Genomic DNA, 17,528 nt, shown 5'->3' on the forward strand with positions numbered 1-17,528 from the left:
CCGAGTACTCTCGTGCGCCGTGCCATCCCCGAGTGCGACGATGGTCATCTGGACATCCGCCTGGCTGCGCGGTTCGGCCGCCGCCGATGATGTGCTTGATGCCCTGAACATCTGGGCCGAAGCCCACGAGGTACGAGCGGCTGACGACCAGACCGCCGCGACCCTGGACCTGCCCGGCCCCAACGACGGTCCGACCGGTCTCGCCATGCTGCTCGCCGCTCTGCGGCGCTGTCCCGAGACGAACGCGCGCCTCGTCCTCCCCGTCGCGGGTGACGTGCGCGGTCTCGGCGGTCCTGGCCCGTTCAGCGAGGCCGCGCTGCTCGCGGGGGAAGCCGTCGTGCTTCCGGAGGCGGGCATCGGTCTGGTCCCCCGGCCGGGGCCGGAGGGGCTGATGCGCTGGAGCGTCCACGAACTCCCCGAGATGCCACCGACACCCCTGCACCCCATCGGTGAGGCCGAGCACGGTCTGGCCGCGGCGATGCGGCAGGCGGCGACCGCGCTCACCGAGCTGGGCGTCGCCCGGAAACGCCCCGGCGTGCGCGAGGAGATCGCCGCGGCCCTGGCCAACACGCCCCGTCCTGAGTGGCCGGAGGCGATGCCGCAGCGCGCGCTGCGCGTGCTGGAACGGTCCGCCGAGGTGGCGGCGATCCTGGACGTCGCCAGCAGGGACGCTCCGGGGGGAGCGTTGTCGGCTTCGGCGGCCCGCGCCCGCGACGAGGCGTTGCGTCCCATCTTCAACGCGGTCCGCGCCGCCCGGATGACCGCCGTGGACGACGCGGCACGGGTCCTCGGCGACCGCGCGGCCCGACACTGACGACCGGACCGGGGGGGGTGGTCGACGACCAGGGCCACCCGTACCCGGCGGTGCTGGCAGGCGGAGTCGCGGGACTTCGCCGACGTGCGAGAGGATGACCGCGTGCGACAAGGCGGCGGAGAGAAGGCGAAGCTCGCGGACTGGTCGGATCGAGCGATCGTGGCGATCAGATCCCGGGATCCCGAACAGCTCGACCGCGTCGTGCACGAGGTGCGCGCGGCGGGAAGCCTCGGGGCGCTCCTCCGCCAGTGGACGACGACGATCGTGCGGTTCGCTCCGCACGACGAGGCGGGTGGCATCCAGGTGCCGGCCCCGGCCCAGGACGATCCGAGCCGGGAACTGACCATGCAGGCCGTCGGCCAGCTCTTCCAGGCGACGGTGGCGGGTGACACCGACGCGGCCCACCGGATCTGTGAGGCCGTGGCGGCCTGGCCGGCCGAGGCGCAGTCGGCGATCAGCTCGACCGTGGCACGCATCGTCGACAGCACGATCTCCCCGCTCGCGGTCCCCTCCCACTACCTGGTGCTGCTCGACTGGCTCGCGGTGATCCCCCGGGGGGAGGAGGACCAGACGGTTCTGGAGGACCTGCTCGTCGTGATCAGCAGGATGTGGCACGGCGACGGGTCGGAGGGCGCCCGGGCCGCGGGGGTCCTGCTGACGGGTCCCGACCGGCTACGACGGGCCATCACCCTGCTCGCGCGGGTCCTCGGTTCCCGGCTGCCCCCCGGCTCCCAGGTCACCGCGCGGGTGATCGAGACGAAGGAGGGCTCGGCGGGCACGATGACGGCCGAGCTGGACACCGCCACGACGAACCCGGAGCTGGTGGAGGACTCGCGCCGACGCGCGCTGCTGCTGGCCGGGCGGGCGATCCGGGACATGGCCAACGGTGAACCCGACCGGGTCCGGTCTGATCTGGACCGGGTCGCGGAGGACACCGAGACGTTGGGCACCATCGCCCTCGTCCTGTGCTACATGTTCCGCAGCCGGATCCTCGGCATGGAGCCCGTCGTCGAGAACTGACGCTCCCCTTCGGTGTCCCCCGAGTGCCCGCACCGGCGTACGCGGGGTCCGCCGGTCCTCGCCGTCGCCCCCGTGGGCGGCCGCAACCGGAACACCCCCGGTGGCCGGTGGCGCTCAGCCTCCGCTCACCTCGGCCGCACCGCCCGCCGAGGCCCGCCGCGTCCGCCTCAGCGGTGGGCGCCCACCCGTTCGCAGCAGCCCACCGCGCAGGGTGCCCCGTTCACGGTGCACCCGCCGGAGACCAACTCGGACAGCTTGCGTCGCGGCGCGTCGGACACGTGCTCGCGCACCAACTCCACGACGAGTTCGGCGAAGCGGCGGTCAGCTCCCGCCGTCGCGGCGCGGGCGAACCCGATCCCGCGTTCCTCGGCGGCCTCCCTCGCCTCCTCGTCCAGGTCCCACAGGATCTCCAGGTGGTCGCTGACGAACCCGATCGGGGAGACCACCACGGCCGGCACCTCGGCCGGGTCGAGGGTCTCGATGTGGTCGACGACGTCGGGTTCCAGCCACGGGACCTGCGGCGGGCCGGACCTGGACTGCCAGACCACGTCGTACTCGGTGGCTCCGAGTTCGGCCGAGACCAGGCGGGCCGCCTCGGCCACCTGCCGCGAGTAGCGGTGCCCGCCCTCGGAGGCGGGGCCGGCCACGGCGTCGGCGGCCGTGGGCACCGAGTGGGCGGTGTAGATCACCCTGGCCGAGGCGCGTCGTTCCGCGGGGATCTCCTCCAGCGCCGCACGCACCGCGTCGGCGTTGGCGGCGACGAACAGCGGGTGGTCGAAGAACTGGCGTAGCTTGACCAGTTCCGGGGCCCGCTCGCCCACCGCGTTCCTGGCGCGCTCGATGTCCTCGTCGTACTGCCGGCACGCCGAGTACCCGCCGTAGGCGCTGGTGGCGAAGACGAGGGCCCGTCGAACACCGTCGGCGGCCATCCGCGCGACGGTGTCCTCAACCATCGGTTCCCAGTTGCGGTTGCCGAAGTACACCGGGAGGTCGAGTCCCTGGCGGTCGAGCTCGATCCGAACGCGGTCGATGATGTCGCGGTTCAGCTGGTTCAGCGGCGAGACCCCGCCGAAGTGCAGGTAGTGCTCGGCGACGTCGTCGAGCCGTTCCGGCGGGACCCCGCGTCCTCGTGTCACGTTCTCCAGGAACGGGCGGACATCCTCAGGGCCTTCCGGCCCGCCGAAGGACAGCAGCAGCACGGCGTCGTAGCTCACGTGCCTTTTCTACTCCGCTGCCCGGTTCTCGGCGGCAGGGGGTGGCACCGGCTGTGGCGGCGGCCATAAGCCCCTCGGCGGGCCGTGGCTGGCGGTGCGTCAGACGCCGACCGCGTGGAAGCCGCCGTCAGCCATCACGATGGAACCGGTGGTGCTGGGCAGCCAGTCCGAGAGCATCGCGCACACCGTGCGGGCCACCGGCTCGGGGTCGGTGACGTCCCAGCCGAGGGGGGCGCGGCTCGTCCAGGCGTCGGCCAGGCCCTCGAAACCGGGGATGGACTTCGCGGCCATCGTCTTCAGCGGTCCGGCGGAGACGAGGTTGACCCGGACCCCCCTCCCGCCGAGATCCCGCGCCAGGTAGCGGTTGGTGGACTCCAACGCCGCCTTGGCGACGCCCATCCAGTCGTAGACGGGCCAGGCCTGCCTGGCGTCGAAGTCCATCCCCACGACGGAGCTCCGCTCGGCGAGCAGCGGCATCAGCGCGGTCGTCAGGGACTTCAGCGAGTAGGCCGAGGTGTGCATGGCCGTGGCGACGTCCTCCCACGGCGCGTCGAGGAAGCCACCTCCCAGGCAGGACGGCGGGGCGTACCCGATGGAGTGGAGCACGCCGTCCAGCCCGTCCACGTGCTGTCCCACCCGCTCGGCGAGGGTGGCGAGGTGCTCCTGGTCCGTGACGTCGAGTTCGACCACGGGCGCCGGCGTGGGCAGTCGACCGGCGATGCGCTCGACGAGGCTGAGCCGGCCGTAACCGGTCAGCACCACCGTCGCGCCCTCCTCCTGCGCCTTCCTCGCGACGTGGAAACCGATCGAGGAGTCGGTGATCACACCCGTGATCAGGAGGCGCTTGCCCTCCAGCAGTCCGGTCACCTGTGTCGTCCTTCCTGGTTGCTGTGCTTGGAGTGGTGGTCGGGGAGGGTCAGTGCCCCATGCCGAGGCCGCCGTCGACGGGGATGACCGCGCCGGTGACGTAGGCGGCGGAGTCCGAGGCGAGCCAGGTCACCGCCGCGGCGACCTCCTCCGAGGTGGCGTACCGGCCCAGCGGGACCTGGCCGAGGATCTCCTCACGCCGCTTCTCCGGGAGCTGGTCGGTCATGTCGGTGGCCACGAATCCCGGCGCGACCACGTTCGCGGTGATGTTCCGGGAACCCAGTTCCCTGGCGATGGAGCGGGCCATCCCGACCAGACCGGCCTTGCTCGCCGCGTAGTTCACCTGGCCGGCGGAACCGGTCAGCCCCACCACCGACGAGATGAAGACCATCCGGCCCCACCGCTTCCTGAGCATGGCGCTCGCCGCGTGCTTGGCCACCCGGTAGCTGCCGGTCAGGTTCGCGTCGAGGACCCGGGCGAACTGGTCCTCACTCATGCGGAGCAGCAGGGTGTCGTCGGTGATCCCGGCGTTGGCGACCAGCACCTCCACCGGACCGTGCTGCTCCTTGATCTCGGCGAAGGCCGCCTCCACCTGGGCGGCATCGGTGACGTCGCACTTCACCCCGAGCAGTCCCTCGGGGACGTCGCTGCCCCGGTGGGTCACGGCGACCCTGTCGCCCTGCGCCGCGAAGGCCTGGGCGATCGCCAGGCCGATGCCGCGGTTTCCTCCGGTGACCAGAACCGACCGTGCCAAGACGTCCTCCTGCGAGCCGATGGAGCGAGACTGGACGCAACGCTATGGGACGCCTCCCGCCGGCCGACATGCGGCGTCCTACAAGGAATGCGCTGATTCCCCGTTCGTCGGCCACTTGTGCGGGGGTGGGGGCCGGCTCGGGTCAGATGCCACGCCTGGTGATCAGCAGGGATGAGGTCCCGGCGAGCACCGCGACGACGGTGCCCAGCACGAACCAGGGCTTGGAGGCGTCGACCTGCTGGAGTTCGTAACCGATCTGCTCACCGAGCGTGTCGTACACGCGGTGGAGCTCCTCGGCGCTGGCCGCCTTGTAGAACTCGCCGCCGGAGATCTCGGCGATCTGCTCCATCATGACGTCGTCGACCGGGACGTCGATCTCCTGCCCCTGGATCTCCACCCGACCGGAGTCGGTGCCGAAGGAGATGGTGGAGATCGGCACCTCGGCCTCGGCAGCCTCCTCGGCCGCGTCCAACTCCAGCTTGCCCACGGTCCGCTTCCCGTCGGTCATCAGCACGATGCGGGCGGGTGGTGGCCCCTCCGCACCGCTCACGATGGCCCCGAAGGACTCGATGGCCGCCAGGGAGGCGGTGATGGCCTCCCCGGTCGCGGTGGCCTCGGCCAGCCGCAGCCCCTGGATCGCCTGGACCACGGTGTCCCGGTTGACGGTGGGCGGCACCAGGACCGTGGCTGACCCGGCGAAGGACACCAGCCCGACGTTGACCCCGGGGGTCATGCCCTCGACGAACTCGGCGGCGGCGTCCTGGGCCGCCTCCAACCGGCTCGGCTCGATGTCGGTGGCCTGCATCGACAGCGACACGTCGATCGCGAGCATCACGGTGGCCCGGTTCCGGGGAACGCGGTCCTCGGTGGTCGGGCCGGCCAGACCGACCGTGAGGAGCACGAGGGCGACGCCGAGCAGGCCCGAGGGGGTGTGGCGCCGCCATCCCGGGGTGGGCGGGGCGACCCTGTCGAGCAGCTCCAGGTTGGCGAAGCGCAGGGCGTCCCGTCGTCGGCGGCGCATCGCCAGCAGGTAGCCAACCGCCAGCGCGGCCACCCCGAGCAGGAGCAGGAACCACCATGGCGTGGCGAAACCACCGAACGCCAGGCTCGGCATCAGCGCGTACCCCCTGACCACTGTCGTTTGCGCGTCACGACGAACCGCACGATGTCGGCGATCCAGTCGGAGTCGGTGCGGAGGGTGAGCTGCGCGCCGCCGGCGCGCCGCAGTTCCCGTCCGACCTCGGCCCGGTGGGCCGAGGCGGCGGCGGCGAAGTCCCGGCGGAGCCTCGGGGTGGTCTCCACCTCACGCTGCCGCCCCGTCTCCGGGTCGGCGAGGACGACCGTTCCCACGTCGGGGAGTTCGAGGTCACGGCGGTCCAGCACCTCGACCGACAGCAGCTGGTGCCGGGCTCCCAGCGCCCGCAGGGGACGGACCCAGTCCAGGGGGCCGAGGAAGTCCGAGATCACCACCACCAGGCCCCGCCTGCGCCTCGGCCTGCGAAGTTGTTCCAGTGCCGCCCCGAGGTCGCCCCGAACACCCTGCTCCGCCCGAGGGGTGTCGGCGATCTCCTTGATCAGGGACCTGAGGTGTGGCAGCCCGCTCCCCGGGGGGAGCCGACGCGTCCGGTCACCGGTGGAGATCACCGCCCCGACCCGGTTGGCCCCGTTCCTGGTGAGGTAGGCCAGGGCGGAGGCGGCGGCCACCGCGAGGTCCCGCTTCTCGCAGTTCACGGTGCCGAAGTCGAGGCTGGCCGAGAGGTCCATCACCAGCCAGGTCTCCAGCTCCCGGTCGGCGGCGGTGTCCCGGATGTGGGGTTCCGTCGTCCGCGCGGTGACCGCCCAGTCCATCAGCCGGACGTCGTCCCCCACCTGGTAGACCCGGGCGTCGCCGGGCTCGCTGCCCGGCCCGGGCAGCAGGCCGAGGTGGTTGCCCTGGAGCAGCCCGTCCAGCCTCCTCCGAACCACGAGTTCGAGTGACCGCAGTGCCGCCTCGGGCCGCCCCGGCCGCGTGGTCGGAGGCGCCCAGGCGGGTCGGGGCTGGTCGGGCGTGGTCCGAACTCCGGTCACGGCAGCGGGTGGGCGGGGTTGTGCACGACGGGTGCCGGCATGCTCGGCTGCTGCGGGCGGGCGGAGACCTGCGGCAGCGGAACGGTCTGGAGCACGCGGGAGACCACGTGGTCCACGGGCACGTTGTCGGCGAGAGCGTCGTAGGAGAGGACCAACCGGTGTCGGAGCACGTCGGGCGCGATGTCCACCACGTCCTGCGGGAGCACGTAGTCCCGGCCCCGCAACAACGCCAGCGCGCGCGCGGCCGCGACCAGTCCCAGGGTGGCTCGGGGGGACGCGCCGTAGGCGATCCAGTCTGCGACGTCGGCGAGACCGTGTTCGGCAGGGGTGCGCGTGGCCACCACCAGGCGCACGACGTAGTCGACCAACGAGTGGTGCACGAAGACCTGGCTCGCGACGTCCTGGAGCCTGCTGAGTTCGCGCGGGTCGACGACCTGCTGGGGTTCCGGGGCCCGGACGCCCATCCGGTAGACGATCTCGCGTTCCTCCTCCGGGCTGGGGTACTCGACCTGGACCTTGAACAGGAAGCGGTCCCGTTGGGCCTCGGGCAGGGGGTAGACCCCCTCGTTCTCGATCGGGTTCTGCGTCGCCAGCACGAGGAAGGGCTGGGGCATGTCGAAGGTCCGACCGCCGAGGGAGACGTGGTGCTCGGCCATCACCTCCAGCAGGGCCGACTGCACCTTCGCCGGGGCGCGGTTGATCTCGTCGGCCAGTACGAAGTTCGCGACGACGGGACCGAGTTCGACGTCGAAGGCTTCCTTCCCCTGCCGGTAGATCCGGGTGCCGAGGATGTCGGCGGGGACGAGGTCGGGGGTGAACTGGAGGCGGGAGTAGGAACCTCCGATGACGCGGGCGACGGTCTCCACTGCCAGCGTCTTGGCGACACCGGGCACACCCTCGAGCAGGATGTGGCCCCTGGCCAGCATCCCGACCAGTATCCGCTCGACCAGTCGATCCTGGCCGACGATCACCCGCTTGATCTCGAACACCATCCGTTCGAGGACCCCGGCGTCCTGTGCCGGAGTGCTGGCCGGGTGACTGTCCACGGTCTGGTAACCGGACGCCTGGCCCCCCTGGTCCGTGCCGGCCTGCCCGCCCTCGGTCACTCTGCCTACCTCCTGCGACAAAACGTCTCGTGGTGCCTCGGTGTCCGGCATCCGCGGGCTGGGGTGACCCCCGCCCCCGCCGAGGCGACCGGACCACCCCGGCGGACCGCCGGACGACGGGCACCACCGTATCGCCGAACCCCCGTGGACCGCTGCGGACTCGACACGTCGGCGAGTGCGGACAGCTAACCCGAACAGGGGTGTGGCCGCGGTCAACTGGTCACGGCGCCCTCGGACGTGGTCCCGGCGCGAGCCGGGGGGCGGGTCCTCGCGCCGGGCCGCGGCACGGCGCCGCGCCCCGGCCGCCAGCGAGACGCGCCCCTTCGCTCCTCCTCGTCAGCCACCGCCTGGCTCCGCGCACCCGACCCGAGCTGGCGATCCGCACTCCACGGGCCACTCACGGCGCCCCGTCCGCCCCCACCCGCGATCCCGTGGGGCTCGCTGCCGGGTCCGGGCAGCTCGTACTCGGCGACGGGCACGGTCCGATCCACCCCGCCGCGCGGTCGGTCCTGGCTCCGTGACCAGGCAGCGCCTCGGCACCGGTGAGGATGGCAGGCGGGCTGGCGCATGGGGGTGGATGCCTCGGTCAGGGGCGGCCACCAGGGGCCCGCCGTGCGTCCGCGACACCGGGGGGCGGGTGGCCGGTGGGCGGCGGTGCGGGCGGAGTGGAGGCTGTCGACCGGACCGGTTCCCGCCAGGACGGACGGCTGGCCGCTCACGCCAGAACGGATGGGTGGCCGCTCAGGCCAGTTCGTCGGCCCGCGCGGCCGCCTCCCTGTCGTCCACGTCGAACGCCTCGGCACCGACCGAGGGCACGTCGACGGCCGGCAGCGCGCCCAGGGTGGACCGCAGGGCGGCGTGCGCGGGATCCTCGGGGACCGCCGAGCGCAGGGCGTCCAGCCGCCACAGGCTCACCAGCCACTGCCTGCGTCCCGCGTCATCGACGAGCACGGCGCCGCTGCCGGTCGTCCCCACCAGCGCCACCGCCAACCGGTGCAGGGTGCCCGGGGTGAGGAAGGGGTGGTCCGCGGCGAGGAGGGCCACGAGGGGGATCCCGGGGCGGGAGTCGGCGGGAGGCAGCAGGTGGAGGCCGGCGGCGATCCCGGCGACCGGCCCGCCGCCCGGGGGCCGTTCGCGGGTCCAGCGGACCACCGCGCCGGTGGGACGTTCCGGTCCGACCACGACCGTGTCGGTGCCGGTGGGTACGGCACCCAGGACGCGGTCCAGCAACGTGGCCCCGCCCACCCGCAGCGTGGTCTTGTCGCCTCCCCCGAAACGGCGGGAACCCCCGCCGGCGAGGACCAGCGCGTGCTGGACGGGAGCTGCGCTCGTCACGGTGCCCTCCTGGTTCGGGCCGTCCTCACCCGGTCGGCCGGTGCGCTCCGCCGTCGGGTCCGGGCCCTCCGGCACCTCGCCTCCCTGGTGGGGAGGCGTCCCTGGCAGGTGTTCCCGATCGCTCGGGCGGGGCTTGCCGCCTCACGATCCCCCGCCCCTGCTCGGTTGTCGACCGCGAGGTGCCCGGGCGCCACCTCCCGTGGGGCCGGGACCGGGGACGCGGCGAGCGGGTGCACGACGGGCCGGGCACCGGCGCCGGGTCGGAACTCAGCCCCCGCCAGTGTCGGCACCCGGGCCGAACGGCCGATGGCCCGATGGGGCAGCGGTGCGCCGCGGGTGCGGAGGCGCGAGGGAGGAAAGGGGTGGCCGTGGTGCGGGGCGTCAGCCACCGGCCACGTCGGACTCCGGCGACGGCTCCCCGCCACCCGTGCGCTCAGTCGCGCAACCGGACGATGACCGTGACCCGCCCGCGCTCGTCCCGGCACGCCACGGCGTGCCCGGCGCGCGGGGCACCGTCGAGTTCCAGGCTCAGCGGCCCGCCGGTGCCCGTGAAGTTGCGCCACCAGTTCTTGGCGTCCGGCAGCTTGACCGGGATGCGCACGTACTCGCCTCGGCGTCGGTAGGCGACCGGGATCGTGAAGCTGCGGCCCGAACGGCGGCCGGTGTAGGTGACGGTGGTCAGGTAGCGGCGGACCCAATGGCCCCACCGGGGCGACTCGCGCTGGGCGACGGCACAGGTGTTGACCCGGTCGACGACCCGCCTGATCCGAACCCCTCCACGACGCATCCGCGTACCCCGATCCATCTTGTGCGGTCGTCCCCACCCTACCCAGATCGACGCGAACACCGGTCGAGCCCTCTGCCGGTCAGGCGCCCGCGTAGGCCGCCAGGTGTCGGCCGGTCAGCGTGGACCGCGCCGCGACGAGGCTGGCGGGGGTCCCTTCGAACACGACCCGGCCGCCGTCGTGCCCGGCACCCGGCCCGAGGTCGATGATCCAGTCGGCGTGCGCCATCACGGCCTGGTGGTGCTCCACGACGATGACCGACTTCCCGGAGTCGACGAGCCGGTCGAGCAGGCCGAGGAGTCGTTCCACGTCGGCGAGGTGCAGGCCGGCGGTGGGTTCGTCGAGGACGTAGGCACCGCCCTTCTCCGCCATGCGGGTGGCGAGCTTGAGGCGTTGGCGTTCACCACCGGACAGCGTGGTCAGTGGCTGTCCGAGCCGCAGGTACCCCAGGCCCACGTCCACGAGGCGTTCGAGGGTGGTGTGCGCCGCCGGCACCCGCGCTTCGCCGGCACCGAGGAACTCCTCCGCCTCGGAGACCGACATCCCGAGCACCTCGCTGATGTCGCGCCCTCCGAGTCGGTGCTCCAACACCGAGGCCTGGAAGCGCCTGCCCTCGCATTCCTCGCAGGTGGTGGCGACACCGGCCATCATCCCGAGGTCGGTGTAGACGACACCCGCGCCACCGCAGTTCGGGCAGGCCCCTTCGGAGTTGGCGCTGAACAGCCCCGGCCGCACCCCGTTGGCCTTCGCGAAGGCCTTGCGTACCGGGTCGAGCAGGCCGGTGTAGGTCGCCGGGTTGCTCCGGCGGGAGCCCCTGATGGGGGTCTGGTCGATGGACACCGCCTGGACGTCGGCGGGGAGCGACCCGTGCACCAGCGAGCTCTTCCCCGAACCGGCGACGCCGGTGACGACGACCAGCACGCCGAGTGGGATGTCGACGTCGACGTCCCGGAGGTTGTGCCTGGTGGCCCCCCGCACCTCCAACCTCCCGGTGGGCGTGCGCACCACCTCCTTGACGGAGACCCGGTCGTCCAGGTGCCGTCCCGTCGTGGTGCCGCTGGACCGGAGGCCCTCGACCGTGCCCTCGAAGCAGACCGTGCCGCCCGCGCCGCCGGCTCCGGGACCGAGGTCGACCACGTGGTCGGCGATCGCGATGGTCTCCGGCTCGTGCTCCACGACCAGCACCGTGTTGCCCTTGTCCCGGAGTCGCCGCAGCAGGTCGTTCATGCGTTGGATGTCGTGGGGGTGCAGGCCGGTGGTGGGTTCGTCGAAGACGTAGGTGACGTCGGTGAGCGAGGAGCCGAGGTGCCGGATCATCTTGACCCGTTGCGCCTCACCACCCGACAGGGTTCCCGAGGGCCTGTCCAGGGAGAGGTAGCCCAGGCCGATCTCCACGAACGAGTCGAGGGTGCGCCCCATCGCGTCCAGCAGCGGCGCCACGGAGGGTTCGTCGAGGCCGCGGACCCACTCGGCGAGGTCGCTGATCTGGAGCGCGCAGACGTCGGCGATGTTCCTCCCCTGGATCCTGGACGACCGGGCCGCCTCGGCCAGCCTGGTGCCGTCGCAGTCGGGGCAGGTGGCGAAGGTGACCGCCCGGTCCACGAAGGCCCGGATGTGCGGCTGCATGGCCTCCCGGTCCTTGGCGAGGAAGGACTTGCGCACTTTGGGGATGAGCCCCTCGTAGGTCAGGTTGACACCCTCGACCCTGACCTTGGTCGGTTCGTGGTGGAGGAAGGCGTCCATCTCCCCGCGCGTGTACTCCCGGATCGGCTTGTTCGGGTCGAGGAGGCCGGACTCGGCGTAGACGCGGACGGTCCACAGGCTGTCCGACTTCCAGCCCGGGATGGTGAGCGCGCCCTCGGCGAGGGATTTGGAGTCGTCGAAGAGCTGGGTGAGATCGAGGTCCGAGACCGTTCCCCTGCCCTCGCAGCGCGGGCACATGCCCCCGGTGCGGGAGAAGGTCTGCCTGACGGTCCGGCTCGCTCCGCGCTCGACGGTGATCGCGCCGTGGGCGCGGACCGAGGGCACGTTGAAGGAGAAGGCGTTCGGCGAGCCGACGTGGGGTTGGCCGAGCCGGCTGAAGAGGACGCGCAGCATCGCGTGGACGTCGGTGACGGTGCCGACGGTGGAGCGCGGGTCCGACCCGAGCCGTTGCTGGTCGACGATGATGGCCGTCGTCAACCCTTCCAGGACGTCGACCTCGGGTCTCGCGAGGGCCGGTATGAACCCCTGGACGAAGGCGCTGTAGGTCTCGTTGATCAACCGCTGGGACTCCGCCGCGATCGTGCCGAACACGAGCGAGCTCTTGCCCGATCCGGAGACGCCGGTGAACACCGTCAGCCGGCGTTTCGGGATCTCCACGCTGATGTCCCGGAGGTTGTTCTCCCGGGCACCGTGCACGCGCAACACGTCGTGGCTGTCGGCGGCCAGTCCGGCGGACGAGGGGGAACCCGTCCTCGCGGCCCTGCTCATCGTGGTCTCCCTCCCCTGGTGGGGTGCGGTCGTCGGGGTCCGCCGTTCGCGGTCGGGCGCCGCCCGCGCCGGGGACGTCGGAGGACGACGGCCACGTGCCGTTCGCGGTCGGTGCGGTTCGCGGGGAACGGGGAACGGGGACGCCCCGGGCGGAGTCCCCGGCATCCGGTCCGCGACCCGGGGTCGGAGCGCCCGTGCCGGCGCCCCGCGCACCCGAAACCTGACCGGCGCCCCGGTGCCGGGTGGTCGGGCCTGCTGACAGCGGCCGAGCCCGGAACGGCGACGGCGGCGGTCGGCGCCCGAGGAGGCCCGGTCGTCCCACGTGGCGCGGCGGCCCCGGGCGCTGGGCGGATCAGCGCAGTTCCTGGATGCGGAGCAGGTTGCCCGAGGGATCGCGGACGGCACCATCCCGAATCCCGTACGGCTGTTCCACCGGGTCCTGGACGATGTCGGCGTCCGCCTCGCGCAGCCGGTGGAAGGTGCCGTCCAGGTCCCGGGTGGCCAGGAGGATGCCGGCGTAGGTCCCCTTGGCCATCATCTCGGTGATCGCGCGCCGCTCCGAGTCCGTGACACCGGGGTCGGCGGCCGGGGGTTGGAGGACGATGGACGTGCCGGGCTGGCCGGTGGGGCCGACCGTGATCCACCGCATCCCCCCGTACCCGACGTCGTTCCGGACCTCGAAGCCGAGGACGTCGCGGTAGAAGACGAGGGAGGCGTCGGGATCGGTGTGCGGGAGGAAGCTGGCGTGGATGGTGACGTCCATGTCGGCCAGGCTAGATGCGGCTCGGCACCCCCGCTTCTCGGTTCCTGACCGGACCGGTGCCGCTGCTGGTGACGTCCGCGCCCGGGGTCGGGGAAGCGGTGGGCGGTGCCGTGCGGGTGGCTGGCCGGCACTGCTCGCGCCTGACGACGCGGCACCGGGTTGGTAACGCGGCCGGTGGCAGGGTTCCCCACCGGCCTGGGTCCTGGTGCCTCCCGGCCTGGGCGCGGAGGGCTGGGAGGGGGACGTCCGGCCCGAGGATCACCGCTCGTCCCACCGCCGAAGGGCCGGGACCAGTACCGCTGGACGCCGTTCCTCGGCTCGCCGGGAGGGACCGCCCCCGCTCCCCCGTTACCTTTTCCGTAGCTCCTGATCAAGGAGTCATGGTCGCCAGGCCCGGCATGACTGACGCCCCCGGTCGAACCCATCGTCCGGGGGTGGTGTCACCGGACCTGGTGGCGTCGAAGGACCGCTGGACAGGGACACGGCCACCAACACGGTAGGTCCCGTCGTCACGTGGGTGCTGGCCATCGAGGCTCGACCGGCGACCACCCGCGACGAACGAACGGCATGGTGGATGAACAGCGGTTTCGGGGTGTTCCTCGGCCTGGACGTCGGCAAGGGCGAACGCCACGCCGTCGGGCACGGCGGCACACCTCCCCGGGCCGCGCACCCCGGGTTCCCGCCCGTGGTCCGGGGTAGCCGACGGCGCGCGTGGGCCGAGGACGTCAGCGCGGGCGCGCCCGCTCAGACGAGGCGAACGGCGTGCGGCACGACGCCCCCGTAGCGCATCGGGGTGACCCTGACGTGGCCGCCGGAGTAGGGCGCCTCGACGATCAGGCCGTCGCCGAGGTACAGGGCGACGTGGTAGATCCTGCCGCCGGTCGCCCAGAACACGAGGTCACCGCGTCGCTTCTCGGCGAGGGGCACCCGCCGGCCGGCCTCGTACTGGTAGCCGCTGTACTTGGGGATGGCCACCCCGATACCGGCGTAGGCGTAGAGCATGAGCCCCGAACAGTCGAAGCCGACCTTCCGGTAGTCCCCGTGGGTGTCGGCGACCCCGCCGTCGCGGACCCCGAGCGTGGGCCCGTTCGCGTTGCCCCCTCCCCAGGAGTAGGGCACTCCCACCTGGGCCAGGGCGCGGCGCACCACCGTCTCGATCGCGGCGTCGGCGTCGGCGGGTGGAGCGGGAAGGCTCGGCGCGGGGTGGGTTTCGCCAGGGGCGAGGGCGCCCGGGTCGACCTGCTGGGGGTTGACCTGGAGCGCGGCCAGCCGGTCGTCCTCCTCCTGACGCCACCGCTCGTACTGGCGCCGCTGCCGTTCCAGTCCGTCGACCCGGTCGCGAGCCGCGTCCAGTTCCTCCTGGACCTCCTCGCGTTCTCGTTCGATCTCGGCGGCGAGCGACCGTTGTTCGTCCTCGGCCTCACGGGCGGCCCGGTAGGCGGTGTCCGCGGCCCGTTCCGCCTCGAGGGCGGCGTCGGCGCTGGCCCGCGCCTCGCGCAGCGTGTCGCGGGCCGCGGCGTCCTTGTTGGCCTTGTCGGTGCTGACGTGCTGCAGCTCCTCCATCGCGGCCTGGTGGCTCTCGCCGACGGCGTCCAGGTACTGCGCGCGGTCCAGCAGGTCCTTGGGGCTGCTGGCGCCGAGGTAGGCGCCGAGGGAGTTGACGGCCCCGCCGCCCTGGTAGCTCTCGGAGGCGAAGGAGTCCATGTCGGTCCGCAGCGCGGCCAGCCGGTCTCCCACGTCACGCGCGGCCTCGGCGGCCTCGGCGGCCCTGTCCTCCGCCTCCTGGTGGCGCCACCGCGCCCTGTCGAGGTCCACCTGTGCTCGGCTCGCGTCCTCGCGGCGCAGCGCCACCTCGGTGAGCACGGCATCCAGTCGCGCCTCGACCTCGGCCAGCCGGCCGGTGAGGCGCCCGACTCTGGCCGCGTTCGCGTCGACTTCCGCCCGTTGGCCGTCGATGTCGGAGTCCGAGGGGTTGGGCGGCGGTGCGGCCAGGGACGATCCGGCGAGGCCGACCGTGAGCAGCGCGCCCAGGCCACCGACGAGCAGTCCTCGTACCGGTTCACGTGCCCGCACCGTGCTCACCCCCGCCGACCAGCCCGGGCACTCACCACCGTCGTGCGCGTCGCGGTGGGTCGCCCCGGACACCTCGCCATCGCGTGAGCAACTGTGCACCAGGGCATCAGGAGTGGCCATTCGTCGCAGCTGTCCCACCAGTCACGTACATCACGCCGGGCGCAGGAGAACCGCTGCTCATCTCGGGGTGGTTCCGGCTCCGACCGCCGGAGTCGTTTCGCCCGTCCGGGTGAGCTGCGAGACTGCGTCCGTGCGTGCGAAGGCCGGGAGGACCGCCTCGGTGGTGAGTGGTGCCGGACTGGTCGTGGCGGTGGTGGGCACGTTCCTGCCGTGGTTGAGGTCCGGCTCGACGTACCGGGACAGCCACCAGACCGTGGGAGTGCTGCGCCGGTTCGGCCTGGTGGAGGGCACTCCGGTGGAGTACCTGCTCCCCGGGTGGCCGATGCTGGTCCCCCTTGCGGCGGCGATCCTGCTGCTGCACCTGGCGGGGTGGTCGAGGACGGGTGCGGCGCTCGGCGTGGTTTTCTCGCTCCTCGCGGGAACCGTGGGGGTCATCGCGAGCGTCCAAGGGATCACCAGCGCCGGCCTGATCACGGTCATGGCCCTCGGCCCCGTCACGACCGCACTGGGGGCGGTCGTGGTCCTCATCGGCAGCCTCGGCGCGCTCGTCGTCCACCGGACGACGTTCCATCGGCAACAGGAGAAGTGACGTGACCTACCCACCGGGACTCGGAAACCCGTGGCAGCCTGAGCAGCCCGGCCCGGACCAGCATGCCCCGTACGCCCCTGGGCCGGCTGGGCCGCCCCCGGGAACCCCGCCACACGGTGGCGGCCACCCGCAGCCGCCGCAGGGTTACCAGTACCCGCAGCAGGGTCAGCCCTACCCGGGGCAGTTACCGCCCGGCGGCCCCGGTGGTTTTCCCGGCGGCCCCGGTCAGCCACCGCCGGCGAAGAACCGGCGCACCGGCCTGCTCGTCGGTTCGCTGGTTGGTGTGGTCGCGGTGGGCGCGGCGGCCGTGGGCAGCTACTTCGCCTTCGGCAACGGTTCCGCCGCGGCGTCCGGTGAGGCTGATCCGGCCAGCGCGGCGAGTCGGCTGCTCACGGCCGTCGAGCAGGAGGACGCCGTCGGCCTCCTCGAGTCGCTCGCACCGGCGGAGGCCAGGCTGAGCGCCGACTACTTCGAGATCATGACCGGGGAGTTGACCCGGATCGGGATCTTCGACGAGTCCGCCGACCCCGCCGCGCTGAGCTTCAATGGCTCACTCGAGGGTCTGGCGTTCGACGAGGCGGCCGAGGAACGGGTGAACGAGCACCTCGTCATCAACTCGGTGTCCTCCGGGACGCTCACCCTGGAGAGCGCGTCGCCCGAGGACATGCCCTTCTCGGACAAGGTCCTGGACGTCATGCCCGAGCTCCCGGACACCACGGCCGAAAGCGAGACCATCGACCTGGCCAGCCTGCCGGAGACCGGCCAGCCGCTGCGGATCGCGACCATCCAGGTCGACGGCGAGTGGTACCCGAGCATGTTCTACACCGTGGCGGACTTCGCGCTGCGGGAGTCGGGCATGGGGTGGCCGAGGGACTCCGTCCCGGCCGTCGGGGCTGACTCCCCCGAGGCGGCCGTCGAGCAGCTGGTGACGGCGGCGTTGGACGTGGATGTTCGCCGGTTGGTGGAACTGCTGCCGCCCGACGAGATGGCCGTGGTCCACGACCTCGGCCCGCTCCTGCTGGAGGCGGTGGGGCAGACCGAGCCGACGGGGGCGCGCCTGGTGGAGCTGAACACGTCGACCACCGACGTGACGGGTGGGACGCGGGTCTCCCTCGACCACGTGTCCCTGGAGGTGAACGGCGAGCAGGTGTCGATCCAGCGGGATGGCGACTGCCTCCAGGCCACCGGACCGCAGGGCTCGGAGCGGCTGTGCCCGGTGGAACAGGCCCGGATGAGCCTGTCGCAGGACCCCGCGTTCCCGCAGGAGGCGTTGCCGTTCATCGAGCGTCTCGCCGAGAACGTGCTGGGGGCGGGGATCGTGACGGTCGAGGTGGACGGCGAGTGGTACGTCAGCCCGTTCCGCACCGGGATCGACCTGATGGCGGTCGTGTTGAGCAGCGTGGAGCCCGAGGACATCGACGCGCTGCTGGCGACGGCCCCGCGCTGATCCGGTCGCCCGCGAACCGCTCCGTGACGTGGTGGTACCTCGACCCGGAAACCGCACCCCGCCTTGAAAACCAAAAAAGGACAAGCGTACTGTTTGTGCTGC

General features: G+C 72.5%; 15 protein-coding genes. 4 read left to right on the top strand and 11 right to left on the bottom strand.

Annotation, left to right across the window (positions count from 1 at the left end; translation table 11 throughout):
- Positions 1-19: 19 nt before the first annotated feature.
- Together ACOJVX_RS15630 and ACOJVX_RS15635 are read left to right on the top strand one after the other, a co-directional pair.
- The gene (locus ACOJVX_RS15630) at positions 20-814 is read left to right on the top strand and encodes a hypothetical protein (RefSeq protein ID WP_103056540.1); all 795 of its coding nucleotides are present in this window, start codon (positions 20-22) and stop codon (positions 812-814) included.
- A 159-nt stretch (positions 815-973) separates the two neighbouring features.
- Complete coding sequence (locus ACOJVX_RS15635; protein WP_418154686.1) at positions 974-1,834, top strand: hypothetical protein; 861 nt, start codon at positions 974-976, stop codon at positions 1,832-1,834.
- A 167-nt stretch (positions 1,835-2,001) separates the two neighbouring features.
- Here the strand turns inward: ACOJVX_RS15635 and ACOJVX_RS15640 are convergent, their stop codons facing one another.
- The 11 genes from ACOJVX_RS15640 to ACOJVX_RS15690 all read right to left on the bottom strand — a co-directional run bounded on the left by ACOJVX_RS15640 (position 2,002) and on the right by ACOJVX_RS15690 (position 15,342).
- Positions 2,002-3,048 (bottom strand): ferrochelatase, encoded by a 1,047-nt coding sequence (locus ACOJVX_RS15640; protein ID WP_418154685.1) that lies wholly within the window; start codon positions 3,046-3,048, stop codon positions 2,002-2,004.
- A 99-nt stretch (positions 3,049-3,147) separates the two neighbouring features.
- A complete protein-coding gene (gene fabI / locus ACOJVX_RS15645; RefSeq protein WP_026418778.1) occupies positions 3,148-3,915 on the bottom strand; it encodes an enoyl-ACP reductase FabI in 768 nt (255 codons plus the stop codon).
- Positions 3,916-3,964: 49 nt separating this feature from the next.
- Entirely contained in the window at positions 3,965-4,669 is a 705-nt protein-coding gene (gene fabG, locus ACOJVX_RS15650; protein ID WP_026418777.1) for a 3-oxoacyl-[acyl-carrier-protein] reductase, read from the bottom strand.
- Between the two features lie 142 nt (positions 4,670-4,811).
- Positions 4,812-5,774, bottom strand: coding sequence for a VWA domain-containing protein (locus ACOJVX_RS15655; RefSeq protein ID WP_026418776.1), 963 nt, complete (start codon positions 5,772-5,774; stop codon positions 4,812-4,814).
- Positions 5,775-5,782: 8 nt separating this feature from the next.
- Complete coding sequence (locus ACOJVX_RS15660) at positions 5,783-6,736, bottom strand: DUF58 domain-containing protein (RefSeq protein ID WP_026418775.1); 954 nt, start codon at positions 6,734-6,736, stop codon at positions 5,783-5,785.
- Positions 6,733-7,728: an AAA family ATPase gene (locus ACOJVX_RS15665; protein WP_248783893.1), complete on the bottom strand. Its 996-nt coding sequence runs from the start codon at positions 7,726-7,728 to the stop codon at positions 6,733-6,735. Before ACOJVX_RS15665 ends, ACOJVX_RS15660 begins: the two co-directional genes overlap by 4 nt.
- Before the next feature lie 855 nt (positions 7,729-8,583).
- Positions 8,584-9,177, bottom strand: a complete 594-nt coding sequence (gene mobA, locus ACOJVX_RS15670; RefSeq protein ID WP_030226842.1) for a molybdenum cofactor guanylyltransferase — start codon at positions 9,175-9,177, stop codon at positions 8,584-8,586.
- A gap of 433 nt (positions 9,178-9,610) precedes the next feature.
- On the bottom strand, positions 9,611-9,964 hold the full coding sequence (locus ACOJVX_RS15675) for a hypothetical protein (RefSeq protein WP_026418773.1): 354 nt from the start codon (positions 9,962-9,964) through the stop codon (positions 9,611-9,613).
- A gap of 79 nt (positions 9,965-10,043) precedes the next feature.
- Positions 10,044-12,434 carry an ATP-binding cassette domain-containing protein gene (locus tag ACOJVX_RS15680; protein ID WP_026418772.1) on the bottom strand — a complete coding sequence of 797 codons (2,391 nt, stop codon included), beginning with the start codon at positions 12,432-12,434 and terminating at the stop codon, positions 10,044-10,046.
- 352 nt (positions 12,435-12,786) lie between these two features.
- The gene (locus ACOJVX_RS15685; RefSeq protein ID WP_030106007.1) at positions 12,787-13,197 is read right to left on the bottom strand and encodes a VOC family protein; all 411 of its coding nucleotides are present in this window, start codon (positions 13,195-13,197) and stop codon (positions 12,787-12,789) included.
- A 744-nt stretch (positions 13,198-13,941) separates the two neighbouring features.
- On the bottom strand, positions 13,942-15,342 hold the full coding sequence (locus tag ACOJVX_RS15690) for an NlpC/P60 family protein (protein ID WP_422646878.1): 1,401 nt from the start codon (positions 15,340-15,342) through the stop codon (positions 13,942-13,944).
- 211 nt (positions 15,343-15,553) lie between these two features.
- Between ACOJVX_RS15690 and ACOJVX_RS15695 the strand changes: the two genes are divergently transcribed.
- Positions 15,554-15,979, top strand: coding sequence for a hypothetical protein (locus ACOJVX_RS15695; protein ID WP_155886124.1), 426 nt, complete (start codon positions 15,554-15,556; stop codon positions 15,977-15,979).
- A 1-nt stretch (position 15,980) separates the two neighbouring features.
- Positions 15,981-17,426, top strand: coding sequence for a flagellar basal body protein FliL (locus tag ACOJVX_RS15700; protein ID WP_422646879.1), 1,446 nt, complete (start codon positions 15,981-15,983; stop codon positions 17,424-17,426).
- Positions 17,427-17,528 lie beyond the last annotated feature (102 nt).

The sequence above is a fragment of the Actinoalloteichus caeruleus genome (assembly GCF_049311605.1).
Lineage (GTDB): Bacteria > Actinomycetota > Actinomycetes > Mycobacteriales > Pseudonocardiaceae > Actinoalloteichus_B > Actinoalloteichus_B caeruleus.